The organism is Mesorhizobium sp. M0016 (assembly GCF_040324035.1).
Classification (GTDB): domain Bacteria; phylum Pseudomonadota; class Alphaproteobacteria; order Rhizobiales; family Rhizobiaceae; genus Mesorhizobium.
Genome location: NZ_JAMYVM010000012.1, coordinates 127,733 through 144,113 on the forward strand (window position 1 = coordinate 127,733; position 16,381 = coordinate 144,113).

A 16,381-nucleotide genomic window follows, 5' to 3' on the forward strand; every position below is an offset into this window, starting at 1 on the left:
TCAGGCCGGAACTTTGGCCTTCCGACCCTTGGCTTTCGCCGGCGCGGCCACTGCAGCCTTGCGGCCGAGGCCGATCGACTTGGCCAGCTCGGAGCGCGACGCCGCGTAGTTGGGGGCAACCATCGGATAGTCGGCCGGCAGGCCCCATTTGGTACGATAGGCTTCCGGCGTCAGGTTGAAATGGACGCCGAGATGGCGCTTCAGCGATTTGAATTTTTTGCCGTCCTCGAGGCAGATGATGTAATCCGGCGTCACCGACCGCTTGGGATTGACGGCCGGGATCTGCGGCGTCGCCACTGGGGCCGGCGGCTGGCTGAGCCCGCCGATCGACGCCGCAACGCTGGCGATGAGATCGCTCAGGCCGGCAACGGGCAAGCGGTTCTTCTCGACGTAAGCGGACACGATATGGGCGGTAAGCTCGAGCAGGTCGATGTCCTTGTCAGAGTCGTTGCTGTCGTCGGCCAATTTATCTCTCCGTCGCTAGGGGGTGGCGGAAACTCCCAGAGTGGTCCCAGCGGAGCCGGAAATCCGCTCTAGTCATTTGTCTTGCCGCATATGTGCGGTTGCGCCAGATGATTCCATCCGGTGCCACCGATCTAATCGCCAAATCTGCGTAACGCAATGACTTCGTATCGCGCCACACGTCATTTTGAACAACTATACTGAATTTTAATACTATCAGACGATCAGCGCCTTGTCGCGCCATAGTCGAAAACCGCCCTCGAAAGCGCGCGTATTGTCGCCGCGCCTGGATGTGGCGGGCAATTCATCCAGTCTGTCGACATTGCCGCCGCCGATGACGACATAATCCGGCTGCAGCGCCGCACGCAGCCGCTCGACGACGTCGACAACGTATTTGCGCCATTTTTTCTTGCCGTATTTCTCCAGGCCGCGCTCGCCGACATAATCTTCGAAACTGCCGCCCTTGCGGTACGGCAGATGCGCCAGTTCCATTGGCTGGCCGACATTGTTGAGGATCATCGCCGCGCCCAGGCCGGTGCCGAGGCCGAGGAACAGCATGCGCCCGCCATCGTAGCTGCCGATCGCCTGCAGCAGCGCGTCGTTGACGACCTTGACCGGCTTGCCGAAGGCGGCGGCAAAATCGTAGCCGTCCCAGCCCTTGCCGAGATTGGCGGGATCGAGCGAAGGCCTGTTGTGCCTGACCGGGCCGGGATAGCCCATCGAGATCACGTCATAGGGCAGCCCTTCGGCCAGCGTCTTCACCGTGGCGACCATCTGCTGCGGCGTCAGATCCGGTCCGGAATCGGCCCGGCGCATCTCGCCGCCTGCGCTGGTGAGGATTTTTACGTGCGAGCCGCCGACATCGATCGTCAGCACGATCGGTTCCGCCTTGGCCTTCGCGGGCCTGGCTGCCTTGGCCATGTCGTTTCCTCCGCTCACTTGGCGCGTTCCCCGTTTCAGGGAAACGGGGGAATGCTCCAACTCTTTGTTTTTACGCAATTCCGGACGGAAAAACCGCTCGCACTTTCCTGGAATTGCTCAAGTCGGATTGATCCAGCCGTTGGGCGGCCCGAAGCTGGCCATGGCGTCGGCAGGCCCCCAGGTCTTCGGCTCATACATATGCGGCGGCGTGGTGTCGCCCAGCACCGGGCCGACGATGCGCCAGGCAAGCTCGCTGGCATCCTGGCGGGTGAACAATTGGCCATTGCCGTTCATGGCATCGCCGATCAGCCGCTCATAGGGCGGCATGTCGCCCTTCGAATCGTCGAGCGCGGTGAGCTCGACCTGCTCGCCGACCATATCGTCGCCGGGCGCCTTGCGTTGCGCGCCGATCGAGATCGCCACCTGCGGGTCGATGCGGAAGCGCACGTAATTTGCGTCGCTGGGCTTGATCGGATCGAAGACGTCGAGCGGCGGCCGCTTCAGCCGCACGATCACTTCGGTCACATGCACCGGCATGTTCTTGCCGGTGCGGATGAAGAACGGCACGTCCTGCCAGCGCCAGGTGTCGACCATGAAGCGCACGGCAGCAAAGGTTTCGACCGGCGAGTTCGGCTTCACGCCGGGTTCAGCGAGGTAGCCGGTGAACTGGCCGCGCACGACGTCGTCCTTGGTCAGCGTGCGGATGGCGCGCAGCACCTGCACCTTCTCGTCGATCAGATCGTCGGCCGAGCGGCCGACCGGCGGTTCCATGGCGAGCAGCAAAAGGATGTTGAGCAGATGGTTCTCGATCACATCGCGGATAGCGCCGACATCGTCATAGAATTTGCCACGGCCTTCGACGCCGAAGTCCTCGGCCATGGTGATCTGTACGCTTTCGACGAAGTTGCGGTTCCAGATCGGCTCGAGAAAGGAATTGGCAAAGCGGAAATAGAGCAGGTTCTGGATCGCCTCCTTGCCGAGATAGTGGTCGATGCGGAAGATCGACTGCTCTTCGAACACCAGATGCAGCACGCGGTTCAGCCAGCGCGCCGATTGGAGATCGTGGCCGAACGGCTTTTCCACCATCAGCCGCGCGCCATGCGCGGTACCGGATTGCTCCAGCCCCTGGACAACGGTCTCGAACATGGTCGGCGGCACCGCCATATAGTGCAGCGGCCGCTGCGCCGAGCCGAGCGCCGTCTTCAGCTTCTCGAAGGTCGCGCCGTCGCGGTAGTCGCCGCTGACATAGCGCAGCAGACTGGCGAATTTGGCGAAGATCTTTTCGTCGATCTTGCCGAGAGCGTTGACGATGCCGTCGCGGGCCCGCGCCTGCAATTGGTTGATGTCCCAGGCATCGAAGGCGACGCCGATCACCGGCTCGGTCAGCGTCCCCTTGGCTACCATCTGGTAGAGGGCCGGAAATATCTTCTTGTGGGCAAGGTCGCCGGTTGCTCCGAAGAGCACCAGCGTGTCGGACCGTTCCGGGCTCATCTTGCGCGTCTCCCCTGCGGCCTTCACTTGCCGGCCTTCGGCTTTTCGACATGGCCGCCAAAGGCATAGCGCATGGCCGACAGCAGCTTGTCGGCGAATTCGGATTCGCCCTGCGAGGAGAAGCGGTCGAACAAAGCCGAGGACAGAACCGGCGCCGGCACGCCGGTGTCGATCGCCGCCTTCAGCGTCCAGCGGCCTTCACCGGAATCGGAGACGCGGCCGCCGAACTGGGCCAATGCCGGGTCGCTCTTCAGAGCGCCGGCGGTGAGGTCGAGCAGCCAGGAGCCGATCACACTGCCATGGCGCCAGACCTCGGCCACCTGCGGCAGGTCGATGTCGAACTGATAGTATTGCGGGTTTTCCAAAGGGCTGGTCTCGGCGTCGGCAGTGCGCTGTCTTTTGCCGGCATTGGCCGATTTCAGGATGTTCATGCCTTCGGCGTAGGCGGCCATGACGCCATATTCGATGCCGTTGTGGATCATCTTGACGAAATGGCCGGCGCCGCTCGGTCCGCAATGCAGGTAGCCAAAGGGTGCGGTCCCGCCCGCCTTGTCGGGCGTGGCGCCGGCATCGGCGCCGGGCGCCAGCGTGGCGAAGATCGGATCGAGGTGTTTGACCGCCGTATCGGGGCCGCCGATCATCAGGCAGTAGCCGCGCTCCAAGCCCCAAACGCCGCCGCTGGTGCCGACATCGACATAGTGCAGGCCCTTGGCCGCAAGCTCGGCCGCCTGGTCGACAGCGTCGTGATAATAGGAATTGCCGCCGTCGATAATGATGTCGCCGGGCTCCATCAATGCTGCCACCTGGTCGGCGATCTTGCCGGTGATCGCCGCCGGCAGCATCAGCCAGGCGCTGCGCGGCTTGGAAAGCTTGCCGACGAACTCCTCCATCGATGCGGCGCCGATGGCGCCATCGGCAACCAGGGCGGCAACGCTTGCCGGGTTGATGTCGTAGACGACGCATTGATGGCCGTCGCGCATCAGGCGGCGCACCATGTTGGCGCCCATCCTGCCCAGTCCCATCATTCCGATCTGCATGGTGTTGTCCTAGTCGCTTGAGGAAAGAAATTGCTGGCGAGTTAGTTCTCAATGCCGACGGTGAAGTCGACATTCTCCCAACGGTCGCCGTCGGGCCAGAAAAAAGTGAAGACGATCGTATTACCTCGCGGAATATCGGTCACCGGCAGATCCGCCATATGGACGCCAAAGACATTCACGGACGTGTTGATTTCATGGCTGGTCTGCCACTGGTCGCCGCTCCAGCGGATCAGTGCCGGCTGCAGCAGTTCAACCCGCAGCGTCTTGCCGGCTTCCATGGTGCGCAGCCTGTTGTTGAAGCGCCATATCCTCAGCGGCGAGCCGGTCTTGTCCCTGACATAGCGCTTGACGCCTTGCGGCGGCATGTCGAAGACGGCGCCGTCGCGGAGCGAGCGCAACAGCTTGATGTGTTCCGAATGCGCCCAGACCAGCGGCATGGCGCTGCCCGACGGCTTGCCCAGCCACAATTCGCGCTCCGGTATGTCGGCGCCGTCCCAGACCTGTTCCGGCAGCAGACCGCCCACCCCAGCCGAAGCCTCGAATGTGTCGAGCAGGCTTGCCGCCTTGTCCTTGCGGCCGGCGGCCAGCTCGTAGTGAGCGCGTTCGCCGGCCAGCAACGGCCAGGGTCGGCCCTGGCCGTTGCCGTCGAAGGGGGCGCCGTCGGCGTGTTCGCCATAACCGTCGCTGGTGTAGCGGTACCATAGAGGCCCTTGCGGCAGGTCGCAGCGCAGTTGCGCGTCGATGATCTTGACCGTGCCGACGATGCGCGGATCGTCCGCGGCCCTGAGGCCGAAGCGGACCAGCGCCAGCGCGTCCGGGCTGACAATCGCTTCGGCCGGCTTGTCGGTATCGCCCGGCGGACGGTTCTTGATCGGTACGAAGCCGTCCTTCGGCGATGCGGCGCCTGAAGCGTCGGCCGGCGCGATGCGGATGTAGTACCCGTCGACGCCAGCCTCGTGGCACTCCGGTGTGCCGCTGACATAGGTCCAGCGCTCGATCTGGTCGTTCCAGCAATCTGCGACCTCGCGCAAATAGTTAGCCGGCTCGGGTTTGCCGTTGACGTCGAACAGATCGGCGGCGCCAAGCAGTGCCGATATTTCGACGGCGAGCGTGAATGGGCTGTAGCCCGCGTCCTCTTCCCAGCGGTCCTGCCCGGTGACGGGGCCATTGCGCACGATATAGGACGCTGCTTTCTCGACCATCGGCATGAAGGCGGCGAGCTTTGCGCGCGGCAGGTGGCCGGCGCGGTGCAGCGCATCGGCAAGCAGCAGCGGGAAGGCGCATTCGTCCATCTGGATGCCCGGCCAATAGAGCGAGCCGTCGAGCCACACATTTTGTGGCCAGTGGCCGTCCGGCTGCTGGATGGAACGGAGATAGGCGAGGATCTCAAGCGCCTGCGCCGGATCGCCGGCGGCGAGGAAGCCGCCCGCAGTTTCGACGAGGTCGCGCGGCCAGACCAGATGATATCCGCCAAGGTCGTCGTCGCCCTTGCTGAACCCCCAGGGGATCGACAGGCTGGCGACGGCCGCACCGGGCCTCGCCAGCGACAGGTGTGTCGCCAGCACCGCTGTGCTGACGCGGTAGGTGTTGAGGCCGGATGCATCATGGTGGTCGAGCGCCGTCAGGCCTGCCTGCCATTTCCGCCATTTCGCGACATAGACCTTTGCCGCCGGCTCAAACCCGCGTTTCAGGCTGGCGGCGGCGTTTTCGGCCGCTTCATCCGGCGTTGCCCCAAACCCAAGCGCAAGCAAGGCTTTGCTGTTGCGTAAGGAAAAGCCGATCTCGCCGGTCAGCGCGACATTGCCGTCCTCCGCCCTTTGGCAGGCCGGATTGAGCCGGCCGGCGCGGCTGAGTTGCTGCCAGCCGTCGGAAAGCCTGCATAGCCGGCCGAGCAATCACCCCAGGGCAGCGAGGATGCAAGCGCCAGGCAGGTGCCGCGCCCGGACGCGAACAGCATCGGCCTCCCCTTGTGCTCGTCGGTCCAGGCGGTGTTGCCCATGCCGGCATTGACCAGATGCGGCGCCAGCAGGGCGTAGACGCGGTAGTCCGTGGCCACGCCCTCGAGTGCCGTGAAGCTGGTTTCCTGCAGCAAGGCCGGGCGCGCCGGATCCGCCAGGATGCGCTTTTCGATCTGGTAACGCGCCGTCGCGTTGATCAGCCGGTAGGCGGGCACGCCGTCCTCGAACGGCTCGATGGCATGTGTGGCGTCACGCTTCTCCTCGGAAAACCAGCCGCCGGGACCGGTGACCAGCAGTCCCATGTCGCGCGTGCAGGCGCTGTCGAGGCCGGGATAGTAGACTTCATTGACGATGCCATGGCTGAGCGTGAACCAGACGCGGCTCGCCGTCGAAAGCGCGGCACCTACGCCGCTCTTGGCGCTTGACGTCCAGCGCGCCGGAATTCCGGGCGCGCCCATTCTTTTGGGTGCACTGGGGGGAAGGGTCGGCGGCGTCGCTGCCATGCATGGTCTCCTGGGCCCTTCCCTAGACCAGCAGGCGAAGGCTTTTCAATCATCGCACCTGAAGTTGATCGCCAAAGCGTAACCGATCGCAGTTGACAAGCGAGCTCATCTGCATTTGTCTGACAATAGATAAAAAACAGGCAGCCAACGCCAAAACCATCAGCAACAGTCGGCGGGGCCGACAATCCATGGGAGGATTATGACATGAAGAAACTGCTCGTCCTGAGCGCTCTGGCGGCGATGCTCGCCTCGGGCACGGCGCTTGCCGACACCAGCGGCAAGAAGATCGCCTTCTCCAACAATTACGCCGGCAATTCGTGGCGCCAGGCGATGCTCGACAGCTACGGCATCGTCACCAAGAAGGCGGTGGAGGACAAGATCGTCGGCGCCGCCGACATCTTCACCACCGCCGACAAGGAAGTGCCGACGCAGGCTGCCCAGGTGCAGAACCTGATCCTGCAGGGTTATGACGCCATCGTCATCAATGCCGCATCGCCGGATGCGCTGAACGGCGCCATCAAGCAGGCCTGCGATGCCGGCATCGTCGTCGTCTCCTTCGACGGGACGGTCACCGAACCTTGCGCCTACCGCGTCGTCGTCGACTTCAAGGACATGGGCAAGCAGGAAGTCGAGCAGATGGCCAAGTTCCAGCCCAAGGGCGGCAATTTGCTGGAAATCCGCGGCCTTGCCGGCACCTCGATCGACGATGCCATCCATGCCGGCATCCTCGAAGGCGTCGCCGCCCATCCCGAGTTCAAGATCGTCGGTTCGGTGACCGGCGACTGGGACCAGACGACGGCGCAGAAGGCGGTCGCGACGATCCTGCCTTCGTTGCCCGACATCGTCGGCATCGTCGACCAGGGCGGTGACGGTTATGGCGCGGCACAAGCCTTTGCCGCCGCAGGCAAGCCGCGTCCGACCATCATCATGGGCAACCGCCAGGACGAGCTGAAATGGTGGAAGGAGCAGAAGGACAAGGATGGCTACCAGACCTGGTCGGCCTCGATCGCGCCCGGCGTGTCGTCGCTGGCCTTCTGGGTGGCGCAGCAGGTGCTCGACGGCCGCACCGACATTCCGCATGACCTTTTGGTGCCGTATCTCGCCTTTACCCAGGACAATTTCGAGACCGAGCTGCCGAAAATCAAGGAGGGCGGCGTCGCCACCCACGAATACAGCCAGCAAGACGCAATCGCGGCGATCAAAGCCAATATCAAGTGATGCATTGCATTCATTGCCAGCGGCATGACCGACCGGATATCGTTGAGCATGCCTGAGGCCAATACGGACATCATCAGACTGGGCGGCGCCGAAAAACATTTCGGCGCCGCCCATTTGGACATCATCAGGCTGAACGGCGCCGAAAAACATTTCGGCGCCGTTCGGGCGCTTAACGGCGTCGACTTCCATGTTGTATCAGGCGAATGCGTCGGGCTGGTCGGCCACAACGGAGCCGGCAAATCGACGCTGATGCATATGGTGGCCGGTACGCTGCAGCCCGATGGCGGTGAGATCGCGGTGCGTGGCAATGCCGAAACCGACTACTCGGTGGCGCGCGCGCTGAAACTCGGCATACGCTGCGTGTTCCAGGAACTGTCGCTCTGCCCTAACCTCAGTATCGCGGAGAATACGCGCATCAACCATCCGGCGCTCACCGGCTTCGGCTGGCGACGCAAGGCGGCTGCTCTCATTGCCGCCAAGCTGGACGAAATCTTTCCGGATCACGGCATCTCGGCAGACGACATTGCCGGCGATCTCTCCATCGGCCGGCGGCAGATGGTCGAGGTGGCGCGCGCCTTCACGGTGACGCGCGATCCGCTCGACTTGGTCATTCTCGACGAGCCGACCTCTTCGCTGGACGCGCATACTGCGGGCCAGCTGCTTGCCTTCGTGCGCCGTTTCGTAGCCACCGGGGGCAGCTGCATCCTGATCTCGCATGTGCTGGGCGAGGTGCTGCAGAATGCCGACCGCATCGTGGTCATGCGCGACGGCAAGGTGGTCGCCACGGACGTTGCAAAAGCGTTCGACCGCGACCGGCTGGTGGCCACCATGGGCGGCGCGGAAGCGCGCGAGAAGATCGCGGCGGAGATCGCCGCCAGGCCGGCGGCGGGCCCGCTCAGGGTGCGGGCGCGGCCCGAGCGGCAGCAGGACGGCAAGGAGCTTGTCGCTCGCGCCGGCGAGATCATCGGGCTTGCCGGGCTTGCCGGCCATGGCCAGACCGACCTGTTGCTGGCGATCTTTGCCGCCGCGACGCGTAGAAGGCTTGATATCGAGGTGACCGCCCCGGTGGCGCTGGTGGCCGGAGACCGCCAATCGGACGGCATTTTCCCGCAATGGTCTATTGCCGAAAACATCGGCATCCGCTCGCTGGCGCGGCTGCGCAAAGGGTTGCTGATCTCGCCGCAGCGCGAGGCCGAGCTTGCTGAGTTTTGGAAGCAGAAGATCGGCATCCGCACGCCTGACATGACCAACAACATCTTCTCGCTGTCCGGCGGCAACCAGCAGAAGGCGCTATTTGCCCGCGCACTGGGTTCCGATGCGCAGATCGTGCTGATGGACGATCCGATGCGCGGCGTGGACATCGGCACCAAGCTTGAGGTCTACGATCTCGTGCGCGAGGAGGCGGCCAAGGGCCGGACCTTCCTCTGGTACACCACCGAGACCGAAGAGCTCGACAATTGCGACCACATCCATGTCTTCAAGAACGGCCGCATCGTCGCCAATCTCACGCGCGACGAGCTGACCGAGGAAAAGATCATCCAGTCCTCATTCGGCGACGCGGCCTGAGATGACGGCAGTCGCTCCCGGCCCTACGTCCTCGCCGCGCAGCAGCGCGGCCCGCGCGCGCCTGCTGCGCAGCCTGTTGCCGGCGCTGTCGCTGGCGCTGGTGGTTATCGCCATCGCCTGGCTCAACCCACGCGCCATCAGCTATTTCGGCTTCAGCCTGATGTTGAACCTCGCTATTCCGATCGCGCTGGCGACGATCGCCCAGATGTTCGTCATCGCCGGCAATGAGCTCGATCTGTCGATCGGCACCTTTGTCGGCTTTGTCGGCTGCGTCACCGCGACCTGGCTGAAGGACGCGCCGCTGCTCGGCGTGATCGTCCTGCTCGGCTCCATAGGCGTTTATGCGCTGCTCGGCGCACTGATCCATCTGCGCAATCTGCCGTCGATCGTGGTGACGCTGGGCATGAGCTTCGTCTGGCAGGGGCTTGCCATTCTGGTGCTGCCCAAGCCCGGTGGCAAGGCGCCGGACTGGCTCTTGTCGCTGATGGCCTTCAAGCCGCCCTTCATTCCGTTCCCTATCATCGCCGCGCTGGCGATCGCAGCGGTGGTGCATTTTGGGCTGATGCGCACCTCCTATGGCGTCATCCTGCGGGGATCCGGCGGCAATCCGGCGGCGCTCAGGCGCGCTGGCTGGTCGCTGCTTCGAACCAAGATCGTGCTGTTTGCGCTGACCGGCCTATTCGGCGTTCTGTCCGGCATGGCGCTGATCGGCATCACCACCTCGGCCGACGCCAATATCGGCAATGGCTACACGCTGCTGGCAATCGCCGGCGTCATTCTCGGCGGCGGCGAGTTCGTCGGCGGCCGGGTGTCGCCGATCGGCGCCGTGCTCGGCGCGCTGACACTGGCGCTGGCGGCATCGCCTCTGCTCACCTTCATGCACATTCCGCCGGACTGGCAGGTCGCGGCCAACGGCGCCATCCTGATCATCGTGCTGGCAGCCCGCGTCCTGATCAGCCGCAGGGAGAGGTAGCGATGACGCTGGTTAAATCGCTTGTCGCCAAACCCTGGATCTGGTCGTTCATCGGCGCGATGTTCGTCTGGCTGGCGACCATCGCTTTCACCGGCGGCTATGGCGGCGGCGGCATGATCACGGCGGCACTTTCGCTTGCCGTGTTCACCGTCATCGTCGGCGTCGGCCAAATGTTCGTCATCACGCTCGGGCCAGGCAATGTCGACCTGTCCCTGCCGGCCAATATCGGGCTCGCCAGTGCCGTCGCCATGAAGGTCATGGGCGGCAGCGATTCCATGATCGTGGTCGGGCTGCTCGCCGCGCTCGCCTGCGGCGCTGCCATCGGTGCCGTCAACTATCTCCTGATCTGGGCGCTGAGGATCCCGCCGATCATCGCCACTCTTTCGGCCAGCTTCATCATCCAGTCGATCGACATCAGCTATGGGCGTGGCCTGCAGATCAAGCCGCCTCCCGGCTTTGCCGATTTTGCCAACTGGCAAATCCTGGGCATTCCAGTGCTGGCGATCCTTACCGTATTGTTCACCATCGTTGCGGCCATCGCCTTGCAGCGCATGATCTATGGCCGCTCGGTGCTGGCGATCGGCCAGAACATCCGCGCCGCGTGGCTTGCCGGCGTCAATGTCGGCCGCACCCGCTTCCTCACTTACACGCTGTCGGGCGCGCTCGGCGGCATGGACGGGGCGCTGCTCGCCGGCTATTTCCGCGGCGCCAATGTCGATATCGGCAACGAGTACCTGCTGGCCTCGATCGCCGTCGTCGTCATCGGCGGCACCTCGGTCGCCGGCGGCAAGGCCAATGTTCCCGGTGTCTGGGGCGCGGCGCTGTTCCTGGTGCTGCTTCTGACCATGCTCAACACGTTCGGCGTCAGTGCCGGCGTTCGGCTGTTGCTGACCGGGCTGATCATCGTCGGCGTCATCACCGTAGCCGGTGGCGAGAAGGCGGTACGCTAGCGCCGGCTCCTGCCAGCGACACCGCCAAATTTGACCATGTGGACAAAAGTCCGCACCCGTTCCATAGTTCCGCGTCTGATTTCGGAACAGCCGGCTCGACACGGATGTCAAACAGAGGGGCACTAGATGGAAAACCGGAAAAACAAATCGCAATCGACCGGCCTGTCGCGGCGCGACGTGCTGGAACTCGGCGCACTTGGCCTGGCCGCAGCCATGCTGCCGGGTGCAGCCTTCGCCAAGGACAAGAAGCTGAAGGTGGCGGCGATCTTCGCCACGCCGATCGAGGAGCCGTGGGACAACCAGATCCACGTCGCCCTGCAGAAGGCCGAGAAGGAACTCGGCATCGAATACAAATGGTCGGAAAAGGTGCAGACCGCCGATTTCAGCCGCGTCATGCGCGAATATGCGCAAGGCGGGTACCAGCTGGTGCTGGGCGACGCCTTCGCCGCCGAGCGTGAATCGCGCCGCACGGCAAAGCAGTTCCCGAAGACGGCATGGCTGTTCGGCTCGGGCGCCGGCCCGGCCGAGCCCAATTTCGGCGTCTTCGACAACTGGATCCACGAGCCGGCCTATCTCTCCGGCATGATCGCCAGCAAGATGTCGAAGTCGGGCACGATCGGCGCGGTGGCGGCCATGGGCATTCCGGAAGTGAACCGGCTGGTCAACGCCTTCTTTGCCGGCGCCAAGGAGGTCAATCCCAACATCAAGAAGAAGGTCGCCTTCATTGGCTCGTTCTTCGATCCGCCCAAGGCCAAGGAAGCGGCGGTCGCCCAGATCGATGCCGGCGTCGATGTCATCTATGCCGAGCGCTTCGGCGTCATCGAGGCGGCGGTGGATAAGAAGATCCTCGCCATCTCCAACATGTCCGACCAGTCGAGCCTCGGCCCCGACACGGTCATAACCGGGCCGGTCTGGGACATGTACCCGACGGTCGAGCAGGCGATCAAGCTGGTCAAGGCCGGTGTCTTCACCGCGCAGGACTATGGCGATTTCTCGCGCATGGCCAAGGGCGGGTCGTTCCTGGCGCCCTACCATAAATTCGACAAGACGCTGCCGGCGGATGTGAAGGATCTGGTCGAGAAGAAGAAGGCCGAGATCCTGGAAGGCAATTTCCGGGTGGATGTGGATGAGAACACGCCGGTTTCGGATTAGCTCGGCGCACCCCCTCCCCCTTGAGGGGAGGGTGGCCCGCAGGGCCGGGTGGGGTCCTCCGCGAAGTGCTCCATCCTGCTAAGTCATGGGTTGAGGCAGTTGAGGTGACCCCACCCGCCTCGCTTCGCTAGCACCCTCCCCTCGAGGGGGAGGGGTATCTCCGCAGGAGCATCCTTGTCCGCCCCTCTCATCGAAATGCGCGGCATCACCAAGAGCTTCGGCGCCGTCAAGGCGAATGAGGCTGTCGATCTAAGCGTCGCCCCAGGTGAGATCCTCGGCCTGCTGGGCGAAAACGGCGCCGGCAAGACGACGCTGATGAATGTGCTGTTCGGCGCCTATGCGCCGGATGCCGGCGAAATTCTTATCCAGGGCAAGACCGTGCGGATCACCAGTTCGGCCGATGCGCTGGCCGCCGGCATCGGCATGGTGCACCAGCATTTTCATTTGGCGCCAAGGCTGACGGTCCTGGAAAACCTTCTGATTGGCATTCCCGGCAAATCCGGCCGCATCGACCGCGCCGGCGGACTTGCCCGGTTGTCCGACATCAGCCGTCAGCATGGGCTGACGCTGGACCCCAACCTGCCTGTCTCCGCGCTGTCGGTCGGCGAGCAGCAGCGGCTCGAAATCGTCAAGGCGCTGTTTCGCGGCGCCAGGCTGTTAATCCTCGACGAGCCGACGGCGGTGTTGGCGCCGGGCGAGGTCGACGGGCTGTTTTCGGCGCTGCGCTCGATGGCGGCGCAGGGGCTCGGCATCATCTTCATCTCGCATAAATTGAACGAGGTGCGGGCGCTCACCCATCGCTGCACCGTATTGCGGCACGGCCGCGTCGCCGGCCGTGTCGACGATCCGGCGAACACGACATCGGCAGAAATGGCGCAGCTGATGTGCGGCCATGAGATCGTGCCGCCGGCAAGAGGACCTTCGACCCCAGGCGCGGCGGTGCTGACGCTCGACGGTATTTCCACCTCACGGCATTCGGGGACGCCGCTGCGCGATGTATCGCTTGCCGTTCGCGCGGGCGAAATCCTCGGCATTGCCGGGGTCTCCGGCAATGGCCAGCGGGCGCTGGCCGAGGTGATTTCCGGCACGCGCGCGCCCGACGCCGGCGCGATGACGATAGCCGGCAAACCTGTTACGCGGTTCTCGCCGCGCGAGGTGCAGGCGCTCGGCCTTGGCCGCATCCCGGAAGACCGTATGACGACCGGGCTGGTCACCAATCTGCCGCTCGCCGATTCCATGGTGTTGCCGCGCATTGGTACTGCGGCTTTCAGCAGCCGGGGCCTGCTCAAGCCAGATGCGATCCGCGCCTTCGCCGAAGAACAGATCAAGGCCTATGACATCAGGTGCCCCGGGCCGATGACCCGCGCCGGCGCGCTGTCGGGCGGCAATCTGCAGAAGGCGCTGCTGGCGCGCGAACTGGCTTTCGACCCGAAGGTGCTGATCGTCTCGCAGCCGACGCGCGGCCTCGACATCGGTGCCGCCCGCTTCATCCACGAAAAATTCCTCGACATGCGCGCCAAGGGCTGTGGGATCATCGTCATCGGCGAGGATCTCGAAGAGCTGCTGGTGCTCTGCGACCGCATCGCGGTGATGTATGAGGGCCGCATCGCCGGCACGCTGGACAGCGCCGATGCGACCATCGCGCGGCTTGGGCTGCTGATGACCGGGGCGGAGGGCAGAGCCTAGATGGACTTTCTCACTCGGTTCCTCGCAGAAACCTCAAATAATACTGCCCGCTTTTGGCTGACTTTAAGCGTCAGCGCTGCCCCTCACCTGCCTGCCGGCATCCTCTCCCCGTATAGAGACGGGGAGAGGGGCTCTCACCCATGGTTTCGCCAATCACCACAGCTGCAAGAGGGGAGTTGCATAGGGCCCAGATCCCTTCTCCCCGTGTCTATACGGGGAGAAGGTGCCGGCAGGCGGATGAAGGGCGGCGCGACCGTCTGGGCGGCGGAGGGGCATAGCTGATGTTCCGCCTCGAAGCCCGCAGTTCCACCCCCGCCTGGTTCAATCTCGCTTTGCCGCTGCTGGCCATCGGCGCAGCGCTGGTCCTGTGCAGCGGCCTCATCGCGCTGGCCGGCGCCGGCGTGCTTGAGGCCTATGGCGTGATGCTGTCGGCCTCGTTCGGCGACAGCTATGCCATCACCGAAACGCTGGTGCGCGCCGCCCCGATGATCTTCACCGGGCTGGCTGCGGCCGTCGCCTTCCGGGCCAAATTCTGGAACATCGGCGCCGAGGGCCAATTGCTGGCCGGCGCCGTGGCCAGCTGCTTCGTCGGCGCCATCCCAATGCCGGGCGCGCTGGCGATCCTGTCGATGGCGCTGGCGGGCGCTGCTGCCGGTGCCGCGGTAGCGCTGGTGCCCGCGACGCTCAGGGTCAAATTCAAGGTGGATGACGTCGTCAGTTCGCTGCTGCTCAATTCGGTCATCTACTATGCGCTGATGGCGCTGATCGAGGGGCCGTGGAAGGACTCGTTCAGCGGCTATCCGATCTCGCCGCCGATCGAGGATTCGGCGAATTTCCCGGTGCTGCTCGAAGGCACAAGGCTGCATCTGGGTGTCATCGCCGCGTTGATCGCGGCCCCGTTGATCTGGTTCCTGATCGTGCGCACCACGCTCGGCTTCCGGATCAGGGTCACCGGCGAAAGCCCGGAAGCCGCCCGCTATGGCGGCATACACGTCGAGCGGGTGCTGATCTCGACGGCGCTGCTGTCGGGCGCGCTGGCCGGGCTTGCCGGCGTCGGCGAGGTCGGCGGCGTGCATTTCCAGGTGATGAGCGACATTTCGCCGGGCTATGGCTATTCCGGCATCGTCGTTGCCATGCTGGCCAGGCTCAATCCGCTCGGCGTCGTACCGGCGGCGATCTTCCTGGCCGCCGTGATGACCGGCGCCGAAGCGATGTCGCGCGCCACCGGCGTGCCGGCGTTCCTCAGCGATGTTATCCAGGGCACGGCGCTGCTCGCCATGCTGGTGGCGCTGCTGTTCACGGCCTATCGCATCCGCCGCGTCGGTGCCGCCTTATGAGCGCGGTGTTCGAACAGATCTTTCAGGTCGGCTTCCTCGCCGCCATTATCCGCATCGCCACGCCGCTGGCATTTGCCACGCTGGGCGAGATGTTCTCCGAGCGGGCCGGCGTGCTCAATCTCGGTATCGAAGGCATCATGCTGCTCTGCGCGATGACCGGCTTCACCGCCGCCAGCCTCAGCGGCAGCCTGTGGCTCGGCGTGCTGGCCGCGGTGTTGACCGGCATGGCGATGAGCGCGCTGCATGCGCTGTTCACCGTGGCGCTCGGCCTCAGCCAGCATGTCTGCGGCATCGGCGTTACTTTGTTCTCGTCGGGCCTTGCCTATTTCCTCTACCGTCTGACCTTCGGCCAGCAATCGGTGCCGCCCAGCATCAAGGGTTTTCAGACGGTGCCGATCCCGCTGCTGTCGGATATTCCGGTTCTGGGGTCAGCGGTTTTCAACCAGTTTGCGCTGGTCTACTTGGCAATCATTGCCATCCCGCTCGCTGCTTTCGTGCTCTACCGCACGCCTTGGGGGCTGTCGGTGCGGATGGTCGGCGAGAACCCGCGCGCCGCTGATTCCGCTGGGGTCAGCGTCATCGCCACGCGCTTCCAGGCGGTCATCCTCGGCGGTGCGCTGATGGGGCTTGCGGGCGCCTTCCTCACCATGGCACAGTTCAACGCCTTCACCTTTGGTGTGGTGTCGGGCCGTGGCTGGGTGGCGATCGCGCTGGTCGTGTTCGGCCGCTGGGACCCGTGGCGCTCTGCGGGCGCGGCGCTGCTGTTCGCCTTCGTCGATGCGCTACAATTGCGCATGCAGGCGAGCGGCCTCGGGCATATTCCCTACGAGGCGTTCTTGATGCTGCCCTTTATTTTCACCATCGTCGCGATGGCCGTGATGTCACGCAACGCGGTTGCGCCGTCGGCGCTGCTGAAGCCGTTTCGACGAGAAGAGCGGTAAGGCGAGTAGGACTTGGCGCCCTTCCTCTCCCTCCGGGGGAAGAGGTGGCGCTGCGAAGCAGCGACGGAGCGGGGAACCACCTCGCCACTGTTGCCAACGGGTGCGCATGAATCTTCCTTGCGCCAAGGGTCGACCCCCACTCCGTCGAGCTGCGCTCGACACCTCTCCCCCGATCGACGGGGGAGA

General features: G+C 64.4%; 12 protein-coding genes and 1 pseudogene. 8 read left to right on the plus strand and 5 right to left on the minus strand.

The window, feature by feature from the left end:
* The 5 genes and pseudogenes from NKJ88_RS18735 to NKJ88_RS18755 all read right to left on the minus strand — a co-directional run bounded on the left by NKJ88_RS18735 (position 1) and on the right by NKJ88_RS18755 (position 6,372).
* Complete coding sequence (locus NKJ88_RS18735) at positions 1-465, minus strand: Ros/MucR family transcriptional regulator (RefSeq protein ID WP_352445013.1); 465 nt, start codon at positions 463-465, stop codon at positions 1-3.
* A gap of 213 nt (positions 466-678) precedes the next feature.
* Positions 679-1,383: an ROK family protein gene (locus NKJ88_RS18740; protein ID WP_023736802.1), complete on the minus strand. Its 705-nt coding sequence runs from the start codon at positions 1,381-1,383 to the stop codon at positions 679-681.
* Between the two features lie 117 nt (positions 1,384-1,500).
* On the minus strand, positions 1,501-2,874 hold the full coding sequence (gene zwf, locus NKJ88_RS18745; protein ID WP_023736803.1) for a glucose-6-phosphate dehydrogenase: 1,374 nt from the start codon (positions 2,872-2,874) through the stop codon (positions 1,501-1,503).
* A 23-nt stretch (positions 2,875-2,897) separates the two neighbouring features.
* Positions 2,898-3,911, minus strand: a complete 1,014-nt coding sequence (gene gnd / locus NKJ88_RS18750) for a phosphogluconate dehydrogenase (NAD(+)-dependent, decarboxylating) (RefSeq protein ID WP_023683928.1) — start codon at positions 3,909-3,911, stop codon at positions 2,898-2,900.
* A gap of 41 nt (positions 3,912-3,952) precedes the next feature.
* Positions 3,953-6,372, minus strand: a pseudogene (locus tag NKJ88_RS18755) (glucan 1,4-alpha-glucosidase).
* 204 nt (positions 6,373-6,576) lie between these two features.
* Here NKJ88_RS18755 and NKJ88_RS18760 point away from each other — a divergent pair.
* The 8 genes from NKJ88_RS18760 to NKJ88_RS18795 all read left to right on the plus strand — a co-directional run bounded on the left by NKJ88_RS18760 (position 6,577) and on the right by NKJ88_RS18795 (position 16,195).
* Positions 6,577-7,590 carry an ABC transporter substrate-binding protein gene (locus NKJ88_RS18760; protein ID WP_023736805.1) on the plus strand — a complete coding sequence of 338 codons (1,014 nt, stop codon included), beginning with the start codon at positions 6,577-6,579 and terminating at the stop codon, positions 7,588-7,590.
* 48 nt (positions 7,591-7,638) lie between these two features.
* Positions 7,639-9,156 carry a sugar ABC transporter ATP-binding protein gene (locus NKJ88_RS18765; RefSeq protein WP_023732918.1) on the plus strand — a complete coding sequence of 506 codons (1,518 nt, stop codon included), beginning with the start codon at positions 7,639-7,641 and terminating at the stop codon, positions 9,154-9,156.
* A 1-nt stretch (position 9,157) separates the two neighbouring features.
* Positions 9,158-10,129 (plus strand): ABC transporter permease, encoded by a 972-nt coding sequence (locus NKJ88_RS18770; protein WP_023824336.1) that lies wholly within the window; start codon positions 9,158-9,160, stop codon positions 10,127-10,129.
* 2 nt (positions 10,130-10,131) lie between these two features.
* Positions 10,132-11,079: an ABC transporter permease gene (locus NKJ88_RS18775; protein WP_352445015.1), complete on the plus strand. Its 948-nt coding sequence runs from the start codon at positions 10,132-10,134 to the stop codon at positions 11,077-11,079.
* A gap of 126 nt (positions 11,080-11,205) precedes the next feature.
* On the plus strand, positions 11,206-12,231 hold the full coding sequence (locus NKJ88_RS18780) for a BMP family protein (protein WP_023824335.1): 1,026 nt from the start codon (positions 11,206-11,208) through the stop codon (positions 12,229-12,231).
* A 174-nt stretch (positions 12,232-12,405) separates the two neighbouring features.
* Positions 12,406-13,917: an ABC transporter ATP-binding protein gene (locus NKJ88_RS18785; RefSeq protein WP_023710191.1), complete on the plus strand. Its 1,512-nt coding sequence runs from the start codon at positions 12,406-12,408 to the stop codon at positions 13,915-13,917.
* A gap of 281 nt (positions 13,918-14,198) precedes the next feature.
* Positions 14,199-15,254: an ABC transporter permease gene (locus tag NKJ88_RS18790; RefSeq protein ID WP_352445018.1), complete on the plus strand. Its 1,056-nt coding sequence runs from the start codon at positions 14,199-14,201 to the stop codon at positions 15,252-15,254.
* A complete protein-coding gene (locus NKJ88_RS18795; RefSeq protein ID WP_023687753.1) occupies positions 15,251-16,195 on the plus strand; it encodes an ABC transporter permease in 945 nt (314 codons plus the stop codon). Before NKJ88_RS18790 ends, NKJ88_RS18795 begins: the two co-directional genes overlap by 4 nt.
* Positions 16,196-16,381: the final 186 nt, after the last annotated feature.

Coding starts and splice junctions, on each gene's coding strand:
- NKJ88_RS18740 (WP_023736802.1), bottom strand. CDS start 1,383: ATGGCCAAGGCAGCCAGGCCCGCGAAGGCCAAGGCGGAACCGATCGTG.
- zwf (WP_023736803.1), bottom strand. CDS start 2,874: ATGAGCCCGGAACGGTCCGACACGCTGGTGCTCTTCGGAGCAACCGGC.
- gnd (WP_023683928.1), bottom strand. CDS start 3,911: ATGCAGATCGGAATGATGGGACTGGGCAGGATGGGCGCCAACATGGTG.
- NKJ88_RS18760 (WP_023736805.1), top strand. CDS start 6,577: ATGAAGAAACTGCTCGTCCTGAGCGCTCTGGCGGCGATGCTCGCCTCG.
- NKJ88_RS18765 (WP_023732918.1), top strand. CDS start 7,639: ATGCCTGAGGCCAATACGGACATCATCAGACTGGGCGGCGCCGAAAAA.
- NKJ88_RS18770 (WP_023824336.1), top strand. CDS start 9,158: ATGACGGCAGTCGCTCCCGGCCCTACGTCCTCGCCGCGCAGCAGCGCG.
- NKJ88_RS18775 (WP_352445015.1), top strand. CDS start 10,132: ATGACGCTGGTTAAATCGCTTGTCGCCAAACCCTGGATCTGGTCGTTC.
- NKJ88_RS18780 (WP_023824335.1), top strand. CDS start 11,206: ATGGAAAACCGGAAAAACAAATCGCAATCGACCGGCCTGTCGCGGCGC.
- NKJ88_RS18790 (WP_352445018.1), top strand. CDS start 14,199: ATGTTCCGCCTCGAAGCCCGCAGTTCCACCCCCGCCTGGTTCAATCTC.
- NKJ88_RS18795 (WP_023687753.1), top strand. CDS start 15,251: ATGAGCGCGGTGTTCGAACAGATCTTTCAGGTCGGCTTCCTCGCCGCC.